Annotated in this window: 13 protein-coding genes; 10 read left to right on the top strand and 3 right to left on the bottom strand. The window is 72.9% G+C overall.

The features are described 5' to 3' along the window. Positions 1–106: 106 nt before the first annotated feature. The 8 genes from IEY96_RS18410 (at position 107) to IEY96_RS18375 (ending at position 10,710) form a co-directional block, all read left to right on the top strand. Positions 107–1,108, top strand: coding sequence for a LacI family DNA-binding transcriptional regulator (locus IEY96_RS18410; RefSeq protein ID WP_189196023.1), 1,002 nt, complete (start codon positions 107–109; stop codon positions 1,106–1,108). Positions 1,109–1,230: 122 nt separating this feature from the next. After that, positions 1,231–2,907 carry an ABC transporter substrate-binding protein gene (locus tag IEY96_RS18405; RefSeq protein WP_189196022.1) on the top strand — a complete coding sequence of 559 codons (1,677 nt, stop codon included), beginning with the start codon at positions 1,231–1,233 and terminating at the stop codon, positions 2,905–2,907. Between the two features lie 75 nt (positions 2,908–2,982). Next, positions 2,983–4,146, top strand: coding sequence for an ABC transporter ATP-binding protein (locus IEY96_RS33385; RefSeq protein WP_189196021.1), 1,164 nt, complete (start codon positions 2,983–2,985; stop codon positions 4,144–4,146). Further along, complete coding sequence (locus tag IEY96_RS18395; protein WP_189196020.1) at positions 4,143–5,120, top strand: ABC transporter permease; 978 nt, start codon at positions 4,143–4,145, stop codon at positions 5,118–5,120. Before IEY96_RS33385 ends, IEY96_RS18395 begins: the two co-directional genes overlap by 4 nt. Positions 5,121–5,123: 3 nt before the next feature. Further along, positions 5,124–6,161, top strand: coding sequence for an ABC transporter permease (locus IEY96_RS18390; RefSeq protein WP_189196019.1), 1,038 nt, complete (start codon positions 5,124–5,126; stop codon positions 6,159–6,161). Then, a complete protein-coding gene (locus tag IEY96_RS18385) occupies positions 6,158–7,156 on the top strand; it encodes an ABC transporter ATP-binding protein (protein WP_189196018.1) in 999 nt (332 codons plus the stop codon). Before IEY96_RS18390 ends, IEY96_RS18385 begins: the two co-directional genes overlap by 4 nt. 44 nt (positions 7,157–7,200) lie before the next feature. After that, positions 7,201–8,667 carry a GH1 family beta-glucosidase gene (locus IEY96_RS18380; RefSeq protein WP_229791689.1) on the top strand — a complete coding sequence of 489 codons (1,467 nt, stop codon included), beginning with the start codon at positions 7,201–7,203 and terminating at the stop codon, positions 8,665–8,667. 153 nt (positions 8,668–8,820) lie between these two features. After that, complete coding sequence (locus IEY96_RS18375; protein ID WP_308429927.1) at positions 8,821–10,710, top strand: ricin-type beta-trefoil lectin domain protein; 1,890 nt, start codon at positions 8,821–8,823, stop codon at positions 10,708–10,710. A 43-nt stretch (positions 10,711–10,753) separates the two neighbouring features. Here the strand turns inward: IEY96_RS18375 and IEY96_RS18370 are convergent, their stop codons facing one another. Continuing rightward, positions 10,754–11,986 carry an ROK family transcriptional regulator gene (locus IEY96_RS18370; protein ID WP_229791688.1) on the bottom strand — a complete coding sequence of 411 codons (1,233 nt, stop codon included), beginning with the start codon at positions 11,984–11,986 and terminating at the stop codon, positions 10,754–10,756. A 165-nt stretch (positions 11,987–12,151) separates the two neighbouring features. On the opposite strand from IEY96_RS18370, the gene IEY96_RS18365 reads away from it, so the two are divergent. Continuing rightward, positions 12,152–13,516 carry a glycosyl hydrolase family 18 protein gene (locus tag IEY96_RS18365; protein WP_189196015.1) on the top strand — a complete coding sequence of 455 codons (1,365 nt, stop codon included), beginning with the start codon at positions 12,152–12,154 and terminating at the stop codon, positions 13,514–13,516. 389 nt (positions 13,517–13,905) lie between these two features. On the opposite strand, the gene IEY96_RS18360 is transcribed toward IEY96_RS18365, so the two are convergent. Continuing rightward, complete coding sequence (locus IEY96_RS18360; RefSeq protein ID WP_189196014.1) at positions 13,906–14,994, bottom strand: nucleotide disphospho-sugar-binding domain-containing protein; 1,089 nt, start codon at positions 14,992–14,994, stop codon at positions 13,906–13,908. 160 nt (positions 14,995–15,154) lie between these two features. Between IEY96_RS18360 and IEY96_RS18355 the strand changes: the two genes are divergently transcribed. Next, positions 15,155–18,490 (top strand): S8 family peptidase, encoded by a 3,336-nt coding sequence (locus IEY96_RS18355; RefSeq protein WP_189196013.1) that lies wholly within the window; start codon positions 15,155–15,157, stop codon positions 18,488–18,490. 82 nt (positions 18,491–18,572) lie between these two features. On the opposite strand, the gene IEY96_RS18350 is transcribed toward IEY96_RS18355, so the two are convergent. Beyond that, positions 18,573–20,504 carry an AfsR/SARP family transcriptional regulator gene (locus IEY96_RS18350; RefSeq protein WP_189196012.1) on the bottom strand — a complete coding sequence of 644 codons (1,932 nt, stop codon included), beginning with the start codon at positions 20,502–20,504 and terminating at the stop codon, positions 18,573–18,575. Positions 20,505–20,602: the final 98 nt, after the last annotated feature.

Below are 20,602 nucleotides of genomic sequence, written 5' to 3'. Positions count from 1 at the left end.
TGCCCGTTATTGACGTGACCGGCGCCACTTCGGTTGACTGCGACGGAACCGCTTCCGCAACCGGTTCCGAAACGCCCGCCTCACCCCTTCGACCCGGGAGCGTCACGTGCCGATCACCATCGCCGACGTCGCCACCCGGGCCGGCGTGAGCAAGACGACGGTCTCCCGGGTGCTCAACGGCAAGGGCGAGGTGCACGTCCGCACGGCCGACCGGGTCCGCGCCGTCATCAACGCCCTCGGCTACGTGCCGAGCGCCCGCGCGGTCGGGCTGGCCCGCGGGCGTACCCGGGTGGTCGGGATGCTGGTGCCCGCCCTGACCTGGCCGTGGATGGGCGAGGTGCTCCAGGGCGTCGCCGACCTGGTCGAGGCCGAGGGGTACGGCATGCTGCTGTTCACCTGCACCCACGGCGACGAGTCGATGCGGCGGTTCGCCTCCCAGGTCTCCGCGAAGTCCTTCGACGGCCTGCTCGTGGTCGAGCCGGAGGGCACCCTCGACTACATCACCGAGCTGCACGAGCGCGGCCTTCCGGTCATCCTCATCGACGACCGCGGCCACCAGCCGGGCTTCCCGTCGGTCCGCACCACCAACGAGTCCGGCGCGCGGGCCGCCGCGGCGCACCTGCTGGCGCACGGGCGGAAACGGCCGCTGGTCGTCACCGGCCTGAGCCGCTTCGGCTGCACCCGGGAACGGCTCGCCGGCTTCGCGGACGGCTACGCCGACGCCGGCCTGCCCATCGATCCCGCCCTCGTCGTGGAGGGTGACTTCACCTTCGAGTGCGGGCGGGCCGCGGTGGAGCGACTGCTCGCCGACGGCGTGCCGTTCGACGCCGTCTTCGCCCACAACGACCTCTCCGCCGCCGGGGCGCTCCAGGCGCTGCGGGACGCCGGCCGGCGGGTCCCGGACGACGTGGCGGTGGTCGGCTTCGACGACCTGCCGCTGGCCGGGCACACCCACCCACCGCTGAGCTCGGTACGCCAGCCGTTGCGGGAGATGGGGACGGCCGCCGCCCGTACCCTCATCGCCCACCTCGCCGGCACGCCGCTGCCCGACACCCCGACCGTCATCCCCACCACCTTCACCGTCCGCGCCTCGACCGGCGCCACCTGACCTCGCCACCGCTTTATCCACCACCCGCACCGGCGGGCACCCCGCCCACCGGTGGTAACACCGCACACCCTCCATCCACCACATCCCGCTCGAGGATTGCGGGAGCACCGAGGGAGACCTCCATGAGAAGAAGGCAACTCCTCGCCGTCGCGCTGGCCGGCGCGATGGCCACCGGCGTCGCGGCCTGCGGCGACAGCCCGAACGCCAACAAGAAGAACGGCCCGACGGCCACGGTGCTGAACGTCGGCATGCCGAACGGCCCGCAGGCCGAGAACAACAACCCGTTCCTCACCACGTCCGCCGCGGCCTCGCTGGGCTACCGCTGGCAGATCTACGAGCCGCTGATGATGTGGAACCCGGTAAAGCCGGCCGACCCGTTCAAGCCGTGGCTGGCCACCAAGGCCGAGTGGTCGCAGGACTACACCTCGGTGAAGGTCACCATCCGGGACAACGCCACCTGGTCGGACGGGCAGAAGGTCACCGCCGAGGACGTCGCCTTCACCTACAACCTGGTGAAGAAGTACCCGGCGCTGAACGACCAGGGCGTGCCCTACACGGACGCGACCGCCAGCGGCAACGAAGTCACCATCAAGATGGAGAGCCCGCAGTTCGTCAACCAGCAGAAGGTGCTGTGGCGGGTGCCGATCGTGCCCAAGCACATCTGGGAGAAGATCAGCGACCCGACGACCGACACCGTCAAGCAGCCGGTCGGCAGCGGCCCGTACACCCTGAAGTCCTTCACCCCGGCCAGCATGACCCTGTCGGTGCGCGACAAGGGCTACTGGCAGGACCTGCCGAAGGTCAAGGAGCTGCGCTACACCTCCTACACGGACAACAGCGCGCAGACCACCGCCCTGGCCAACGGCGAGTCGGAGTGGAGCTTCGTCTTCATCCCCAACTACCAGGCCGTCTTCGTGGCCAAGGACCAGGAGCACCACAAGGTGTGGGCGCCGGCGATCCTCGGCATCCACGGCCTCTACCTGAACACCACGAAGAAGCCGTTCGACGACCCGGCGCTGCGCCGCGCCATGAACATGGTCATCGACCGCGCCGACATCTTCACCACGGCCGAGGCCGGCTACTTCCACCCGCAGGTGAAGAGCGTGACCGGCCTGCCCAGCCCGGCCGGTGACTCGTTCGTCGCGCCCGAGTTCAAGGGCCAGGAGCACAAGGTCGACGTCGAGGGCGCCAAGGCGCTGCTGACCGGCGCCGGCTACAAGCTGGAGGGCAACACCCTCAAGGACAAGACCGGCAAGGCCGTCACCGTCAAGCTGACCGACCCGGCCGGCTGGTCCGACTACCAGACCAGCCTGGAGATCGTGAAGGACAACCTGTCGAAGATCGGCATCGCGGCCACGGTCGACAAGGCCAACCAGGACGCCTGGTTCCGCAACGTCGAGCAGGGCAACTTCGAGGCGACCTTCCGGTGGACCGAGGGCGGCGCCACGCCGTACGACATCTACCGGACGATCATGGACGGCCGGCAGCTCAAGCCGATCGGCACCGCCTCCCCCGCCGGCAACTTCGGCCGCTTCAACAACAAGGAGGCGACCGACGCTCTGGTCGCCTACGCGAACGCGACCGACGAGGCCGCGCGTACCACCGCCATGAACGCGCTGCAGAAGATCTTCGTCGACCAGATGCCGATGATCCCGGTCGGCGCGGACAACATCGGCGGCGCGTACAGCACGAAGAACTGGACCGGCTGGCCGGACGACTCGAACCCGTACGGCGCCATGCAGCCCACCCAGCCCAACGCGCTGGACGTGGTCCTGCACCTCAAGCCCGCCAACGGCTGACCTCGCCAAACCGCCTCCCCGGCCGGCTCCCGGCCGGCCGGGGAGGCGCACCCCACGCTCAGACAGGAACTCGGCATGACGTTGAGCGAGAGCGCGGCGGCGCCGGTCGACGAGGTGGTGCTGGAGGCCGTCGGCCTGACCAAGCACTTCCCCGTCCGCAGGCGGCTGCGTGACCTCTTCTCCCGGACGCCGGCCGTCGTGCACGCCGTCGACGACGTATCGTTCGCGCTGCGTCGCGGCCGGGTGACCGCGCTGGTCGGGGAGTCCGGCTCCGGCAAGTCCACCGTGGCGCGGCTGCTGGCCCAGATCTATCCCCGCACCGCCGGCGACATCCGCCTGCACGGCACCTCGACCCGGGTGCGCGGTGGCCGGCCGTTCCGGTCGTACGTGCGGCAGGTCCAACTGATCCTGCAGGACCCGTTCGCCTCGTTGAACCCGGTGCACACCGTCCGCTACCACCTGACCCGGTCGCTGCGGATCCACGGCAACGCCGGGCGCGGCGCCGAGGAGCTGGACGCGGCCCTCGCCAAGCTGCTCACCCGGGTGAGCCTCACCCCGCCCGAGCGCTACCTGGACGCGTTCCCGCACGAGCTCTCCGGCGGCCAGCGGCAGCGCGTCGCCATCGCCCGGGCGCTCGGCGCCGACCCGGAGGTGCTCCTCGCCGACGAGCCGGTCTCCATGCTCGACGTCTCGATCCGCCTCGGCGTGCTCAACCTGCTGCAGGACCTCAAGCAGCGGCTCAACATCGCCATCCTCTACATCACGCACGACATCGCCTCGGCCCGCTACTTCGCCGACGAGACGATCGTGATGTACGCCGGCCGGATGGTCGAGGGCGGCGACAGCGAGACCGTCACCCAGAGCCCGGCCCACCCGTACACGCGGTTGCTCACCGACTCCGCGCCGGACCCGGAGCGGATCACCGGCGACGGCGCCGGCGTCGACACGGCCGCCGGGAAGGACCGCGGTCAGGGCGAACCGCCGAGCCTGATCGCCCCGCCCGCCGGCTGCCGGTTCCACCCCCGGTGCCCGCACGCCATGCGGCGCTGCACCACCGACCTGCCGCCGCGACTGGACATCGGCGACCGGCCCGACCACTGGGCCGCCTGCTGGCTCTACGACCCCGACACCGTCGCCGCCGACACCCCCGGCTCGGCCGCGCCCGCCGACCCGACCGTGCCACCGCCCGCGCCGGCGGTCGAGCGGGACCACACCGCCACCCTGGGGGAGGCACGATGAGATTCCTCCTGCAGCGCACGGCCTTCTACCTGTTCACGGCGTGGGCGGCCATCACGCTCAACTTCTTCATCCCGCGGCTGGTCCCGGGCGACCCGGTGCAGTCCCTCATCTCGCGCAACCAGGGCCGGATCAGCGCCGACGCCATCGAGTCGCTGCGCGTGCTGTTCGGGCTGGACTCCAACGAGAACATCTGGGAGCAGTACCTGGACTACTGGGGGCAGCTGCTCCACGGCGACCTGGGGCTGTCGTTCACCTTCTTCCCCACGCCGGTGTCGACGGTGATCGGTGACAGCCTGCCGTGGACGGTCGGCCTGGTCGGCATCACCACGATCATCAGCTTCCTCCTCGGCACCGCGCTCGGCGTCGGCGCCGGCTGGCGGCGCGGCTCCTGGGTCGACGGGCTGCTGCCGGCCACGACGTTCCTGTCCTCGATCCCGTACTTCTGGCTGGGCCTCGTCGCCATCGCCGTGTTCACCGGACCGGGGAGCTTCTTCCCGTCCTCCGGCGGCTACGAGGCGGGCCTCGTGCCGGCGTTCGACGGGTACTTCATCCCGAGCGCGATCAAGCACAGCGTCCTGCCCGCCGCCACCATCCTGGTCTCCTCGATGAGCGGGTGGATCCTCAGCATGCGCAACATGATGGTGACCGTCTCGTCGGAGGACTACATCACCGTCGCCCACGCGAAGGGCCTGTCGGAGCGCCGGGTCGCCCTGAGCTACGCCGCCCGCAACGCGCTGCTGCCGAACGTCTCGGGTTTCGCGCTGTCGCTCGGATTCATCGTCGGCGGCACGCTGCTCGTGGAGATCGTGTTCTCCTACCCGGGCCTCGGTTACCAGCTCTTCCAGGCGGTCGGCTACAAGGACTACCCGCTCATGCAGGGGATCTTCCTGATCATCACGATCTCCGTGCTGGTGGCGAACCTGCTCGCCGACGTCGCGTACCTGCTCCTCGACCCACGGACCCGAAAGAGCTGAGCGATGACCATCTCACCGTCGAGCATCGAGCAGGTCATCCCCGGCCAGGGAGCGATGGCCCAGCCGTCGGCCGCGCCGGGCCGGGCGAAGCGGCGCCGGTTCCGGTTCGTCGCCAACGCCAAGGCCGCCACCGGCCTGGTCATCCTGGGCGTCTACTGCCTGTTCGCGGTCATCGGCCCCTGGGTAGCGCCGTACGACCCGGACGCGCGCAGCGCCGACGTGCTCCAGGCGCCGTCGGCCCGGCACTGGTTCGGCACCACCCACCTCGGTCAGGACATCTTCAGCCAGATCCTGGTCGGCGCGCGCAGCGTCATGGTGGTGGGCCTGCTCGCCGGCGTGCTGGCGACGATCCTGTCCATCCTCATCGGTGTGACGGCCGGCTACATCGGCGGGGTGCCCGACGAGGGCCTGTCGGCGCTGTCCAACGTGTTCCTGGTGATCCCCGCCCTGCCGCTGATCATCATCGTGACGTCGATCGTCGAGCAGGCCAGCGACACGTTGGTGGCGCTCATCATCGGCCTCACCTCGTGGGCGTGGGGCGCCCGGGTGCTGCGCGCCCAGACGCTGTCGCTGCGGCGCCGCGACTACGTCGAGGCGGCCCGGGCCACCGGCGAGCGGACCTGGCGCATCATCCTCTTCGAGATCCTGCCGAACCTCACCGCGATCATCGCGTCCGGCTTCGTCGGCACCGTCATCTTCGCGGTCATGTCGGAGATCACCCTGGCCTTCATCGGCATCTCGTCGATCTCGTCGTGGAACTGGGGCACCATCCTGTTCTGGGCGCAGGGCCAGCAGGCCCTCGCGCAGGGCGCCTGGTGGTGGTTCGTCCCGGCCGGACTGGCCATCGCGCTGCTCGGCACCGCCCTCGCCCTGATCAACTTCGGCATCGACGAGTTCGTCAGCCCCCGGCTGCGCAGCGCCGGCAAGACCCGGATCCGCACCGCCGACGGCCGCACCGTGCGGATGCGGGTCGGCTTCACCCCCGTGCTGGCCCCGGCCTCCCGCCCGGTGCCGGCCCCCCGAGAGGAGGTCGCACCATGAGCGATCCGGTGCTGGAGATCCGCGGGCTGCGGGTCGACTACGGGCTGGGCGACGCGGCCGTGCACGCCGTCCGCGACGTCGACCTGACCCTGCACCGGGGCGAGGTGCTCGGGCTGGCCGGGGAGAGCGGCAGCGGCAAGTCCACCCTGGCGTACGGGCTGACCCGGCTGCTGCCGCCGCCCGGCGTGGTCAGCGGCGGCCAGGTGATCTACCACCCGGCCGACGGCCCGCCCGTGGACGTGCTGACGCTGAGTCCGGCGCAGCTGCGCCAGTTCCGCTGGGCGGAGACCTCGATCGTCTTCCAGGGCGCGATGAACTCGCTCAACCCGGTGCACAAGGTCTCCACCCAGCTGCTCGACGTGATCAAGGCGCACGAGCCGAAGAGCACGGCGGCGGGCCGGCTGGCCCGGGCCCGGGACCTGCTCCGCCTGGTGGGCATCGCCGCCGACCGGCTGGACAGCTACCCGCACCAGCTCTCCGGCGGCATGCGGCAGCGCGTCATGATCGCCATGGCGCTGGCGCTGGAGCCGCAACTGGTCATCATGGACGAGCCGACCACCGCGCTGGACGTGGTGATGCAGCGGCAGATCCTGGGCCAGCTCGCCGAGCTGCGGGATCGGCTGGGCTTCGCGGTGCTGTTCATCACGCACGACCTGTCGCTGCTGGTCGAGTTCTCCGACCGGATCGCCATCATGTACGGCGGCCGGATCGTCGAGGAGGCGCCCGCCGCGCAGCTGTACCGGCGGGCCCTGCACCCGTACACCGAGGGGTTGCTGCACTCCTTCCCGGCGCTGCGCGGCCCGCGGCGCGAGCTCACCGGCATCCCCGGCTCCCCGCCGGACCTGCGGGCCATGCCGGAGGGCTGCGCGTTCCACCCGCGCTGTCCGAAAGCGTTCGACCCGTGCGACAAGAAGGTGCCGGCGCTGGGCGCCGCCGAGCCGGACCGGGCCGTCGCCTGCTGGCTGCACCCGGTCGCCGCGCCGGCCCCCCGCTGACCACCCTCCGTCCGACCGAACGACCCGCTACCGCGAGGAGAACCATGGACACCGACCTCACCCGCCCCGCCACCACCGACGGCTCCAGGTCGTCGCGCGGCGACAGACGCGCCGAGCTGGAGTCGTCGCAAGGGCAGGCCGACCCGATCGACACCCTTCCGCCGACCTTCCGGTGGGGGGTGGCGACCTCGTCGTACCAGATCGAGGGTGCGGTGGCCGAGGACGGCCGGACGCCGTCGATCTGGGACACCTTCTGCCGCGTCCCCGGCGCGGTGGCCAACGGCGACCACGGCGACGTGGCCTGCGACCACTACCACCGGATGCCGGAGGACGTCGCGCTCATCGCCGACCTGGGGCTGGACACGTACCGGTTCTCGGTGGCGTGGCCGCGGGTGCAGCCGGGCGGGCGCGGGCCGGCGAACCCGGCCGGGCTGGCCTTCTACGACCGCCTGGTGGACGAGCTGCTCGGCCGCGGGCTCGACCCGTGGGTGACGCTCTACCACTGGGACCTGCCGCAGGAGCTGGAGGACGCGGGCGGCTGGCCGAACCGGGACACCGCCTACCGCTTCGCCGACTACGCGGAGCTGGTCTTCGCCGCCCTCGGCGACCGGGTGAAGACCTGGACCACGCTGAACGAGCCGTGGTGCTCGGCGATGCTCGGGTACGCGTACGGCAACCACGCCCCGGGCCGGCGCGACCTGGGTGACGGGATCGCCGCCGCGCACCACCTGCTGCTCGGTCACGGGCTGGCGGTGCAGCGGCTGCGCGCGGCGGCCGCCACCCCGATCGAGCTGGGCCTGACCGTCAACCTGTCCACCGCCGACCCGGCTACCGACAGCGCGGCCGACCGCGACGCGGCCCGGGCGGCCGACGGGCTGGGCAACCGGCTCTACCTCGACCCGGTGTTCCGCGGCTCCTACCCGGAGGACGTGGTCGCCGACCTGGCCGCCGAGGGGGTGCGCATCCCGGTGCAGGAGGGCGACCTGGCGGTCATCTCGTCGCCGATCGACGTGCTCGGGGTGAACTACTACTTCGGGCAGGTGCACTCCGGCGTGGACGAGCAGGGCCGGGAGCGGGACGACGACGGCCGGCCGGTGCGCCGGGTCATCCGCCGGGACCTGCCGCGCACCGCGATGGACTGGGAGATCGTGCCGGAGTCCTTCACCGAGCTGCTGGTCCGGCTGCACCGCGACTACCCGGGCGTGCCCATGGTGATCACGGAGAACGGGGCGGCCTTCGACGACGAGCCGGACGCCGACGGGTTCGTGGCCGACGACGACCGGGTGGCGTACCTGGCCGAGCACCTGCGGGCGGTGGCCCGGGCCCGGCAGGCCGGCGCGGACGTGCGCGGCTACTTCGCCTGGTCGCTGCTGGACAACTTCGAGTGGGCGTACGGGTACGACAAGCGCTTCGGCATCGTCCGGGTGGACTACGACACCCAGCGGCGCACGCCGAAGCGCAGCGCGCAGTGGTACCGCGACACCGTCCGGCGGGTGCGCGGGGAGCGCTGACCCGCAGCTCAGCGCGGCCGCCCGGACGGGACCCCGGGCGGCCGCGTTCCCATGCCCGCGGCAGGCCCGTGGGCACTTTTTTCATGCCTTGACATAAGCAGATGCGAAGGGTTTTCTCATGCACGGATGTCGATTGATCCGAAGGGAGCATCCGTGTCCCCCACCACCCTTCCCCGGCTCACCGGCCGCGCCGTCCTGGCGTTCTGCCTCACGGCCGCCACCCTCGCCCTCGCCCCACCGCCGGCCGCCCAGGCCGCCGGCGAGACCGTCAACGTCTGGCTGACCACCACCTCCGACTCCGGCGGGCGGACCGTCACCCGGGGCCTGCAACAGCAGAGCTCGCTGAGTTTCGCCGCCACCAGCCCCGCCGCCACGCACACCATCACCGTCGACGAGAACACCCGCTACCAGCCGTTCGAGGGCGCCGGGGCGTCCATCACCGACACCACGGCGTACCTGCTGCGCGGCGGGCCGGTGAGCGCGGCCACGCGGGACGAGGTGATGCGCAGGCTGTTCAGCCCCACCGACGGCATCGGCCTGTCCTACGTGCGCAACCCGATCGGCGCCTCCGACCTGTCCCGGCCCGGCAACGTCTCGCTCGACGACACCTGCTGCGACCTCAACGACTTCGGGACCAACGGCTACGACACCGACGTCGAACTGCTCACCGCGCAGGCCCGGCAGCTCAACCCGGCGCTGCGGGTGATGGTGGTGCCGTGGAGCGCGCCCGGCTGGATGAAGGACAACGGCCGGATGGACCAGATGGGCTGGCTCAAGTGGGAGTACTACGCCACCTACGCCCAGTACTTCGTGAAGACCATCCAGGCGTACGCGGCCCGGGGCGTGAAGGTCGACTACCTCTCGGTGCAGAACGAGCCGAACTGCTGCCAGTCCGGCAACCCCACGGCCATGGACTACCCGGGGATGAGCTGGAACTCCTCCGGCCTGGTCGAGCTGACCAAGAACTTCGTCTACCCGGCGTTCCGGGCCGCCGGCATCACCACCAAGGTGCTGGTGCACGACTGGAACTACGGCGACTACGGCACCATCGGCTCCGGGCTGCTCGCCGACAGCGCGGTGCGCACCGACCCGCTCTTCGGCGGCATCGCGTGGCACGGCTACTGGGGTGACCCGGCGGTCGGCAGCCAGGTGCACGGCCAGTACCCGGCGGTGTCGCAGTTCAGCACCGAGCACTCCGGCGGCACCTGGATCGCCAACCAGCACAACGAGGACATGGCCGACATCGTGAACTACGCCCGGAACTGGAGCCGGAGCGTGGTGAAGTGGAGCCTCGCGGTCAACCAGTTCATGGGTCCGCACAACGGCGGCTGCGGCACCTGCACCGGCCTCATCACCGTGCAGGAGGGCGGCGCCCGCGCCGGCCAGGTCGACTACACGATCGAGTACTACACCACCGGCCACCTGACCAAGTTCGTCCGGCCCGGGGCGCTGCGGATCGACTCCACCGCCAACGGCACGGTGCAGAACGTCGCGTACCGCAACCCGGACGGGACCAAGGCGCTGCTCGCGCACAACGGCGGCGGCTCCGCCCAGTCGGTGAAGGTGGTCTGGGGCGGCCAGTCCTTCACCTACACCCTGCCGGCGCGCACCACCGCCACGTTCACCTGGTCCGGCACCCCGTCCGGCGGCGGCGGCACGCCGACCGGCCCCATCACCGGCATCGGCGGCAAGTGCCTCGACGTCACCGACAACTCCAGCGCCGACGGCACGCCGGCGCAGATCTGGAGCTGCACCGGCGGCGCGAACCAGCAGTGGACCCGGGCCGCCGACGGCACCCTCCGCTCGCTCGGCAAGTGCCTCGACGTGGCCGGCGGCGGCACCGCCAACGGCACGAAGGTGCAGCTGTGGACCTGCAACGGCAGCGCCGCCCAGCAGTGGACCTGGACAGCCGGGCGGGACCTCGTGAACCCGCAGGCCAACAAGTGCCTCGACGTCACCGGCAACACCTCCGCCGACGGCACGAAGACGCAGATCTGGAGCTGCACCGGCGGGGCCAACCAGAAGTGGACGCTCCCGTCCTGAGCCGGGGCCGGGCCGGTGGCGCTCCCGCCGCCGGCCCGGTGGCTCAGCGGGTCCGCGTCCGGGGCCGCCGCGCCGGCCGCGCCGGCGCCGGGACCACCCGGGCCGCCGGCTCGCGCGGCACACCGCCGTCGCGCAGCAGCCGGGCCATCGGCAGGGTGGCCGCGCCCATCGCGACCGCGTCCGGTCCGAGCCGGCACAGCTCGATCGAGGTCTGGGCGTACGGCTGGCGCAGCGCGTGCCGCGCGGTGACCTCGCGGATCTGCGGCAGGTAGCGCTCACCCAGGGCCAGGCCGGCCCAGCCGCCGAGCACCACCCGCTCCGGGTTGAAGAGGTTCACCAGGTTCGCCACCCCGGCGCCGAGGTAGCCGACCGTCTCGTCGAGCACCTTGGCGGCGGTGCGGCTGCTGGCACGCAGCAGCTCGCCGAAGGCGCTCTCCTCGTCGCCGCCGGCCGCCGGACGGCCCCGGTTGGCCTGCCGGAACCGGTCCAGCACCCCCTCCGCCCCGACGTACGCCTCCAGGCAGCCGAGGTTGCCGCAGCGGCAGCGGCGGCCCCCGTACACGATGGTGGTGTGCCCCCACTCGCCGGCGCTGCTGTGCGCGCCGCGGTAGCCCACGCCGTCGGCCACCACGCACGCCCCGACGCCGGAGCCGACCAGGGCGATGACCGCGTGCCGGACGCCGCGCCCGGCGCCGAACCACATCTCGGCCTGGCCGAGCGTCTTGGCGCCGTTGTCGATGTGCACCGGGATGTCCGTGCCGGCGCGCAGCATGGCACCGAGCGGCACGCCGTCCCAGCCGAGGGTCTGCGCGTGCACCACGGCGTCGGCGGTGCGCTCGACGGTGCCGGAGACGGCGACGCCGAAGCCGAGCACCGCGGCCGGGTCGACGCCGGCCTGCTCGATCACGGCGGTGAGGCCGTGCAGCAGGTGGTCGGTGACCTGCCGGGGGTCGGGCTCGGCGGCCGCGATCGGGTACTCCGCCTTCGCCAGTGCGGTCATCGCCAGGTCGAAGAGTTCGACCTGCACCCGGGTCTCGCCGACGTCGGCGCCGACCAGGTAGCCGTAGCCGGGGGCGACCCGGAGCAGCACGCGGGGGCGGCCGCCGTCGGACTCGACCGAGCCGGCCTCCTCGACCAGGCCCTCGGCGATCATCTCGCCGACCAGGTTGCTCACGCTGGCCAGGCTGAGCGCGGTGGACTGCCCCAGCTCGTGCCGGCTCAGCGGGCCGTCCAGCCAGATCCGGGTGAGCAGGACCGACCGGTTGGCACGACGCATGTCGCGCACGGTGGTGCGTCTGGCGTCCACGTCCGCCGCCGTCCTCTCCCGGCCGCCCCCGGGCGGCCTGCTTCATGCCGTGAACCAAGTGCTGACAGACTACTGCGCATTTACATTTAACAAAGTTAACTGCTAGCCTCCGGCGCATCGATGAGGAGGTATGTCATGCGACTTCGACGACGGCTGACCGCCGTGCTCGGCGGGGCCCTGCTGCTCGCCGTACCCACCGCCCTGCCGGCCGCCACCGGTCTGGCCGCCTCCGCCGCGGAGACCGCGTCGGTCTCCTGCGCGGGCGTGCCGGCCTGGGCCGAGGGGGTGACCTGGACCGCGGGCAGCCGGGCCACCTACGCCAACCGGCTCTACCAGGCGCTGGTCACCCACACCCCGCCGGCCGGCGCGGGCTGGACGCCACCGGCCACACCGGCGCTCTGGAGCGACCTCGGCGCCTGCGGCGGCGGCACGCCGTCACCGACCCCCACGACGAAGCCGCCCTCCCCCACCCCCACGCCCACGACCTCCCCCTCGCCCACGGCGACGCCCACCCCGACCCCGACGACCCCGCCGCCGGGCGGGACCACCTGCGCGCTGAAGCCGCGGCCCGCCGGCAAGGTGCTCCAGGGCTACTGGGAGAACTGGGACGGCGCGTCCAACGGCGTGCACCCCGGCATGGGCTGGATCCCGATCACCGACTCCCGGATCACCGCCCACGGCTACAACGTGGTCACCGCCGCGTTCCCGGTGATCCGCGCCGACGGCACCGTGCTCTGGGAGGACGGCATGGACGCCGGCGTCAAGGTGCCCACCCCCGCCGAGGTGTGCCAGGCCAAGGCTGCCGGCCTGACCGTCCTGCTGTCGATCGGCGGCGCGACCGCCGGCATCGACCTCGGCTCCAGCGCCGTCGCCGACCGGTTCGTCGCCACCGTCGTGCCGATCCTCAAGCGGTACAACTTCGACGGCATCGACATCGACATCGAGACCGGGCTGACCGGCAGCGGGAACATCACCCAGCTCTCCACCTCCCAGGCCAACCTGGTGCGGATCATCGACGGGGTGCTGGCCCAGATGCCCGCCGGCTTCGGGCTCACCATGGCCCCGGAGACCGCGTACGTCACCGGCGGCAGCGTCACCTACGGCTCGATCTGGGGCGCGTACCTGCCCATCGTCAAGCGGTACGCGGACAACGGCCGGCTCTGGTGGCTGAACATGCAGTACTACAACGGCTCGATGTACGGCTGCGCCGGCGACTCGTACCCCGCCGGGACCGTGCAGGGCTTCGTCGTCCAGACCGACTGCCTCAACACCGGCCTGGTCGTGCAGGGCACCACCATCCGCGTCCCGTACGACAAGCAGGTCCCCGGGCTGCCGGCGCAGACCGGCGCCGGCGGCGGGTACCTGAGCCCGTCGCTGGTGGCGCAGGCGTGGAACACCTACCGGGGCGGCCTCAAGGGGCTGATGACCTGGTCGGTCAACTGGGACGGCTCGAAGGGCTGGACCTTCGGCGACAACGTCAGGTCTCTCCAGGGCCGCTGAGGCCGGGCGGGGCCCCGCAGGCGCGCGGGGCCCCGCGTCACCCGGTGAGCCAGTCCCGGATGGCGGCGTAGTCCGCGTCGGTGAGACCCCGCCGGGGATGCCCCATCGGCCTCCGGCCACTCGACCACCGGCAGCTCGGGCAGGCCCAGGCGGCGGCCGACCACGTCATTGGCCTCCGCCAGCCAGGTCGTCGCCCAGACCAGGTCGCAGGGCAGCGACCAGAGCCGCGTGCCGTGCCGGGAATCGAGGCGGGCCAGCAGTGGATTGCCCGTCCCGGCGGCCACCGTGGGTCGGTCCCCGCCGAAGGGAATGAGCGGTCCGTCGACGTCGAGAAACAGCAGCGGGCGGTCGGTCATCGCGGCGACCCTAGCGCGCCCGGCGAGATCCGGTCAGAGGGCGGTCAGTTCGGGCACCACGTCGGAGGGTGACGGCATCGCGGCCATCTCGTCGCGTACGTCGGCCGCCGCTTCGGCGAGCGCCGCGTCGGTGAGGAGTCGGGTCAGGACGTCCGGTGTGATCGCCCGGGCCTCCACGGCGAGACCGGCGCCGCGCCGCGCCACCACCTCGGCGTTGTGCCGCCGGTCGCCCGGGCCGGGCACGACGAGTTGCGGCACGCCCGCCGCCAGGCCACCCAGCACGCTGCCCGCCCCGCCGTGGTGCAGGTACGCCGTCGCGTACGGAAGCACCCGGTCGAGCGGCACGCGGCCGACCGTCCGGACGTTGCCCGGCAGCCGCGGCAGCCGGCCGGGCGGCCGGACGAGCACGATGTCGGCGTCCACGGCGGGCGCGGCCGCGATCATCGCGGCCGTCGGGTCCCCGCCGCCCGGACCGGCGACGGTGCTCCGGCTCACGATGATCCGCGGCCGCTCCCCGGCGCTCAGGAGCCAGTCCGGCACCTCTCCGCCGCCCGAGTACGGCACCGCCCGCATGGGCAGTCCCGGTCTCGGCCCGGTCAGGCTCGGCGGCGACACGGTGATCGTGGCCGCCGGCGTGCCGATCCGGTACCGCCGCATCGGCCCGCTCGCCGCCACGGCCGTGACGAGGTCGGCGGCGGGGAACAGGTTGTTCTCCTGCACGACGCCGGGGACTCCGATGCGCTCGGCGGCGACTCCTCCGGCCACGCCCAGCGGCTCGTAGACGATCAGGTCGGGCCGTTCCCGCTCGGCCAGCGCGACCACCGCGTCCACGAACGTGGCGTTGGCGGCGCCGAACAGCTCACCGACGACCGCGGTGCCCGCACGCCCGGCCAGTTCCCTGCGCGCCAGCAGCGGGTGGCGCAGCAGCACCCGAGCGGCGATCCGCCCGAACGTGAAGCCCGGCGCGACGTCGTGGGCCGCCAGGCCGGCGAGGTCGACGGTGAGCGCGTCACCGCCACTCGCGACCAGCACCTCGTGGCCGGCGTCCCGCCAGGCGAGGGCGAGCGGGACCAGCGGGAGCAGGTGCCCCTGCAGCGGCGCGGAGACGATCAGGACGCGCATGGCCCCATTAGAGCGAACAAGACTCGGCTTCGTGGCCCGCCGCGCCGGCGGCGTCGACCTCGCGCCGGTTCGGGAGTGACCCAGGTCACTCGGATGAACTTTCACCCGCCCGTCACGTCCGGAGCACCCGGATACCTCTCGCGTTCATCCAGGGAGCATCATGCGTTCAGTTCGCACATTATCGGCGCTGGCACTGGTGGTGCTGGGCGTCTCGGCGGCGGCTCCGGGCGGTACACCCGCCTGGGCGCAGCCCCGGGCCGCGAAGCCGGCGACCCCACCCGCGGTCGCGTCCAAGCCCCGGACGGTCACCCTGCTCACCGGCGACGTCGTCCACCTCGGCACCGTGAACGGCCGGACGACGGTCGACGTCGTGCCTGGCAAGGGACGGGAACGGATCCCGTTCATCACCCACAGCGCCGGCGACGACGTACGGGTCATCCCCGCCGACGCCGTCGGCCTGCTCAACCGGGGCAAGCTCGACGAGCGGCTCTTCGACGTCTCGACGCTGGTCGGCTTCGGCTACGACGACACCCGGGCCACCCTGCCGCTCATCGTGCAGCACGGCAGCGCGGCCCCCGCCGGCCTCGCCGGCGCCCGGACCACCCGGCAGCTCTCCGGCGCGAGCGCTGTCGCGGAGAGCCGCGCGGAGGCGGTCTCCTTCTGGAACGACCTCACCTCCGCCGCCGGTGGCACCGAGCGGCGACTGCGTGCCGGGTTCGACAAGATCTGGCTCGACGGGCTGCGCCACCCCACCCTGGACGTCAGCGTCCCGCTGACCGGCGCGCCGGAGGCCTGGCAGGCCGGCTGGACGGGCAAGGGGGTGAAGGTCGGCGTGATCGACACCGGCGTCGACCAGACCCACCCCGACCTGGCCGGCCGCGTCGCCGCCGCGGAGAACTTCACCGCCGACCCGGACACCCTCGACCGGGTGGGCCACGGCACCCACGTCGCCTCCACCATCGCCGGCACCGCGGCCGCGTCGCAGGGCCGGTTCAAGGGCATGGCGCCCGATGCGACCCTCTACAGCGCCAAGGTCTGCACCCAGGAGGGTTGCCCGGAGTCGGCGATCCTGGCCGGCATGACCTGGGCGGCGCAGCAGGGCGTCAAGGTCGCCAACATGAGCCTCGGCGGCACGGACAGCCCGGAGACCGACCCCATCGAGGCGGCCCTGGCCGATCTCACCCACCGCTACGGCGTGCTCTTCGTCGTCGCCGCGGGCAACGACGGCGAGGGCGGTGAGTCCACGGTGAACTCTCCGGGCAGCGTGGACGAGGCGCTGACCGTGGGCGCCGTCACCAAGACGGGCGAGCTGGCCGAGTTCTCGAGCCGGGGCCCGCGCTCCGGTGACGCCGGCATCAAGCCGGACGTCACCGCACCCGGCGTCGGCATCCTCGCCGCCCGCAGCTCGACCTCCGACCTGTGGCCGAACGACGAGAACCCGCAGTACACCAGCCTCAACGGCACCTCGATGGCGACTCCGCACGTGGCCGGCGCGGCGGCGATCCTGACCCAGCAGCACCCGGACTGGACGCCGGAGCGGATCAAGTCCACGCTCATGGCGGCCGCCCGGCCCAGCGCCACCATCGGCGTCTACGAGCAGGGCGCGGGCTTCCTCGACGTCGCCCGGGCGACCCGGCAGACAGTCACGGCCGACCCGGTCAGCGTCGCCTTCGAGCGGACCACCACCGCGCAGAAGCACATCATCGCGTACGCGAACAGCGGCTCCTCGGCCCTCACCCTGGCGCTCTCCCTCGACGCCAAGGACGCCGACGGCGCCCCGGCGCCGGCCGGCCTGTTCAGCCTCGACACCTCCTCGGTGACGGTCCCGGCCGGCGGCTCGGCCACCGTGACCGTCACGGTCCAGGCCGGCGCCGGCCTGCCCGACCACTACTTCGGTGGTGAGGTGACCGCCACCGGCGACGGCGTGCAGGTGCAGACCCCGGTGGCGCTCGACGTCGCCCGTCACCGGCTGAGCCTCAAGCTCGTCGGGCCGGACGGTGGAGCGCCCACCGCCGAGCAGGGCTGGGTGACGCTCCTGACCGACCTGGACCGGCAGACCACCATGGTGTTCGGCGACCCCTCGGCCACCACGTACCGGGTCCGCGCGGGCCGCTACCTGGTCCAGACCTACCTGCTGACCGGTGACCCGTTCCTCCCGAACATCACCTCGCTGATGCGCCCGAGCCTGGACCTCACGACGGACCAGTCGCTCACCATGGACGCCCGCCTGGCGAAGCCGGTCACCGTGTCGGTGCCGAACCCGAAGGCCACCGCGGTCCACCAGGAGTTCGGCTGGACGATCCGTACGGAGCAGCCGCAGATCTGGGGCAGCAACGACCCGTTCGGCGTCGTGATGGGCCTCCCGCTCGACCACGTGCGGACCGCGCAGATCGGGGCCGGCAGGACGCCCGGTTTCGTCTCCTACGTCAACGGGATCTGGGGTCAGGTGGCCGAGGACGGCACCCTGCACAACAGCCCGTACGTCTACCGGGTCTACTTCTACGAGCCGGAGAAGATGATGACCGGGCTGACCCGCAGGCTGCGGGCGGGCGACTTCGCCACGGTCCGCTCCCGGATCAGCGCGGACGTGGCCGGCGTGCCGGTCTCGCGGACCGCGGTCGCGCACGCGCCCGGGAACTCGCCGATCTACCGGGACGAGCGCAACATCCCGCCGAGCTTCAGCTACGACGCGCCGGGGACCGTGACCGAGTACTACAACCAGGACAAGAAGGCGGTCTGGCAGTCGACCTCGTCCCAGCTGCGGTACACGTACTACGAGTCGGCGTGGACCAGCTTCCGGCCCGGGCGCACGTACGACGTGAAGTGGGCCAACGGCGTGGCCGGGCCGGTCTTCCCGGAGCCGAACTTCGGCCAGCAGTTCGCCACCCGCTACTGGGGCGACGTCATGGGCGGGCCGGGGCCGCTGCACGGCGACGGCAGCGGGCACATGGGCTTCCGGCATCCCCGCGGCGGCAGCGTGGACGTCAGCCTCTACCGCAACGGGGTCAAGATCGGCGACGCGAACCAGGCGCCGTGGGTGTGGAACGTACCCGCGGAGAAGGGTGACTACCGGCTGGCCGCGACCTTCCGCAGCGACCCGGCGTTCACCCTGTCGACCGAGGTCGACGCGGAGTGGACCTTCACGTCCGCGCATGTGGGCGACGGCGATCTGGTGAAGCTGCCGATGACGGCGATCCGGTTCTCCCCGGAACTCGACATCGACAACCGGGCGCCGGCCGACCGGATGTTCGCGATCCCGGTCTCGCTCGACCGCCAGATCGGGGCGGCGCCGGGCCGGACCAGGACCCTGACCGTCGAGGCGTCGTTCGACGACGGCCGGACCTGGCAGCGGCTGACCGTCCTGCGGTCCGGCGAGAAGGCGGTCGCCTGGGTGCGCAACCCGGCGGGTACCGGCTTCGTCTCGCTGCGGGCCGCCGCGGCGGACACCGGGGGTAACACGGTCAAGCAGACCATCATCCGCGCCTACCGGTACTGAGGACGGCCCCGGACGCGGCGCCCACCGGCGCCGCGTCCGGGGTCACCGGTGCCGGCGCAGCCGGCAGCAGGGCAGATGCCGCCTACGCGCCGAGCGCGTGATGGTCGTGGACCCGCTGGAGGGCCGCAGCCCGCTCGGCCGGGTCGTCGTGCTCCTCCCCGAGGTCCGCGGCATAGGCGCGCAGCAGATCATGCAGCCGCCACCGACCGTCGCCGGGCTGGACCAGCAGCTGCGCCCCCAGCTCGGCGAGCAGGCCGCGGGCGACGCGCAGGGGCAGGCCGCCCACAGCGGCCACCGCCTCCGTGCTCAGCGCGCCGGTGGGGAGCAGGGGCAGCAGCCGGAAGAGTCGCGCCGCCTCGGGCGTCAGGGCCCGGTAGGACCAGGAGAAGCTGGTCTCCAGATCGGCGTGTGCGTCGCCGAAGCCGGCCAGCCGGCCGTCGGCGCCGGCCAGCTCGCCGGCGACCGCGGGCAGGCTGAGCCCGGGCCGGCCGACGGTGCGGGTGGCGACCAGCGCCAGGGCCAACGGCAGCCCGCCGCACCGGGCGATGATCTCGTCGACGGCGGCGGGCTCGGTGGCCGCCGCGTCGCCGAGCCAGCGGGTGAGCAGCTCGCGGGCCTCGGCGTCGGTCAGCGGGTCGAGATGCAGCGGGTGGGCACCGGGTGGGCCGCCCACGCCGGTGAACCGGCGGCGGCTGGTGGCGATGACGAGACTGCCGCCGGTGCCGGGCAGCAGGTGCCGCACCTGGTCCCCGTCGCGGCAGTTGTCGAGCAGGATCAGCATCCGGCGCTCGGCCAGCAGGCTGCGGTAGAGACCGGCCTGGGCGTGCGGCTCGGCCGGGATGGCAGCCGGCGCGACCCCGAGCGACCACAGGAAGCCGCGCAGCGCCTCCGTCGGTGTCATCGCCGCGCCGCTGGCGTCGAAGCCGCGCAGGTCCGCGTGCAACTGCCCGTCCGGGTAACCGCCGGCCAACAGGTGGGCCAGGTGCACCGCGAGGGTGGTCTTCCCGACGCCGGGCATGCCGTGGATCACCAGCGCGGTGGTTCTCCGGTCTGCGGCCAGCAGCTCCGCAGCGGCCGCGACGACCCCGCGCCGGCCGGCGAAGTAGGGGTGATCGGCGGGCAACTGTGCCGGCGGCGCGGCCCGGGTCGACGGCGACAGGTCCAGCTCGGCCGGCGGCCATGACTCGGCCTCCGCGCCGCCAGGCGGCGCTCCGGGCCGACGGAAGGCCGGTCTGACGCCGCCCCGCGATCGGGAGCCGTCGGCATCGTGGTCCAGCAGGCTGTCCCGAGCCGCACGCAGGTCGGCGCCCGGCCGGATGCCCAGCTCGTCGGCGAGCCGGCGCTCGATGCCGGCGTACGCCGCGAGGGCCTCGGCGCGCCGGCCGTCCGCGGCGAGCGCGAGCAGCAGCCGCGCCTGCAGTGCCTCGTCCAGCGGCTCGTGTTCGGCGGCCAGCCGGATCGCGGGCAGCACCGCGTGGACGCGCCCGGCCCGCAGGGCGGCGTCGGTCGCGGCCCGGACGGCCGCGAGCCGCTCGCCGTCGACGGCGACGAACTCCGGATGAGCCCGGCCACCTGCCCGCAGGTCGGAGGCGCACCGGTCGCGCCACAGCGCCAGTGCCTCCCGGTAGAGCTTCACGGCCGGCTCGCCGGAGCGGCCGCCGGCCTCGGCGACCAGGCGCCGGAAACGCAGCAGGTCGAGGGACTCCCCGTCGATCCGCAGCCGGTACTCGGCGCCGTCGCGGATCAGCACCGAGCCCGCCGCCCGCGTCGGCAGGCCCGGCTCGAAGCGCCGCCGGAGCATCCCGACATGCCGGTGCACCACGTTGACCGCGCTGGGCGGGGGGTCGGACTCCCAGAGCAGGTCGACGAGTTCGGCGACGCTGACCGCGCCGCCGGCGCGGACGAGCAGCAACGCCAGGATGAGCCGCTGCTGCCGGGTGCCCAGGTCGAGGTCGGACTGGCCGCGCCAGGCCCGCACCGGGCCGAGAACGGCGAAGGAGAGCGGGCCGGTCATTCTGGTGCGCGCGGGGTAGGGCTGGTTGCCACGGTCGTCATAGCAGCGCAGGGCCGGCGCCGCGGGACGGGCGCGCCGCCGCGATGTGACCTCCGACT

The sequence above is a fragment of the Micromonospora fulviviridis genome (genome assembly GCF_014648395.1).
Lineage (GTDB): Bacteria > Actinomycetota > Actinomycetes > Mycobacteriales > Micromonosporaceae > Micromonospora > Micromonospora fulviviridis.
The sequence above is the reverse complement of the archived record's forward strand: the minus strand, read 5'-3'. Positions and strand labels throughout refer to the sequence as shown.

Excerpts from the sequence above, each read along its gene's own strand:
- IEY96_RS33385 (WP_189196021.1), top strand. The coding sequence starts at position 2,983 with ATGACGTTGAGCGAGAGCGCGGCGGCGCCGGTCGACGAGGTGGTGCTG.
- IEY96_RS18395 (WP_189196020.1), top strand. The coding sequence starts at position 4,143 with ATGAGATTCCTCCTGCAGCGCACGGCCTTCTACCTGTTCACGGCGTGG.
- IEY96_RS18365 (WP_189196015.1), top strand. The coding sequence starts at position 12,152 with ATGCGACTTCGACGACGGCTGACCGCCGTGCTCGGCGGGGCCCTGCTG.
- IEY96_RS18370 (WP_229791688.1), bottom strand. The coding sequence starts at position 11,986 with ATGCGTCGTGCCAACCGGTCGGTCCTGCTCACCCGGATCTGGCTGGAC.
- IEY96_RS18390 (WP_189196019.1), top strand. The coding sequence starts at position 5,124 with ATGACCATCTCACCGTCGAGCATCGAGCAGGTCATCCCCGGCCAGGGA.
- IEY96_RS18380 (WP_229791689.1), top strand. The coding sequence starts at position 7,201 with ATGGACACCGACCTCACCCGCCCCGCCACCACCGACGGCTCCAGGTCG.
- IEY96_RS18405 (WP_189196022.1), top strand. The coding sequence starts at position 1,231 with ATGAGAAGAAGGCAACTCCTCGCCGTCGCGCTGGCCGGCGCGATGGCC.
- IEY96_RS18350 (WP_189196012.1), bottom strand. The coding sequence starts at position 20,504 with ATGACCGGCCCGCTCTCCTTCGCCGTTCTCGGCCCGGTGCGGGCCTGG.
- IEY96_RS18355 (WP_189196013.1), top strand. The coding sequence starts at position 15,155 with ATGCGTTCAGTTCGCACATTATCGGCGCTGGCACTGGTGGTGCTGGGC.
- IEY96_RS18385 (WP_189196018.1), top strand. The coding sequence starts at position 6,158 with ATGAGCGATCCGGTGCTGGAGATCCGCGGGCTGCGGGTCGACTACGGG.
- IEY96_RS18360 (WP_189196014.1), bottom strand. The coding sequence starts at position 14,994 with ATGCGCGTCCTGATCGTCTCCGCGCCGCTGCAGGGGCACCTGCTCCCG.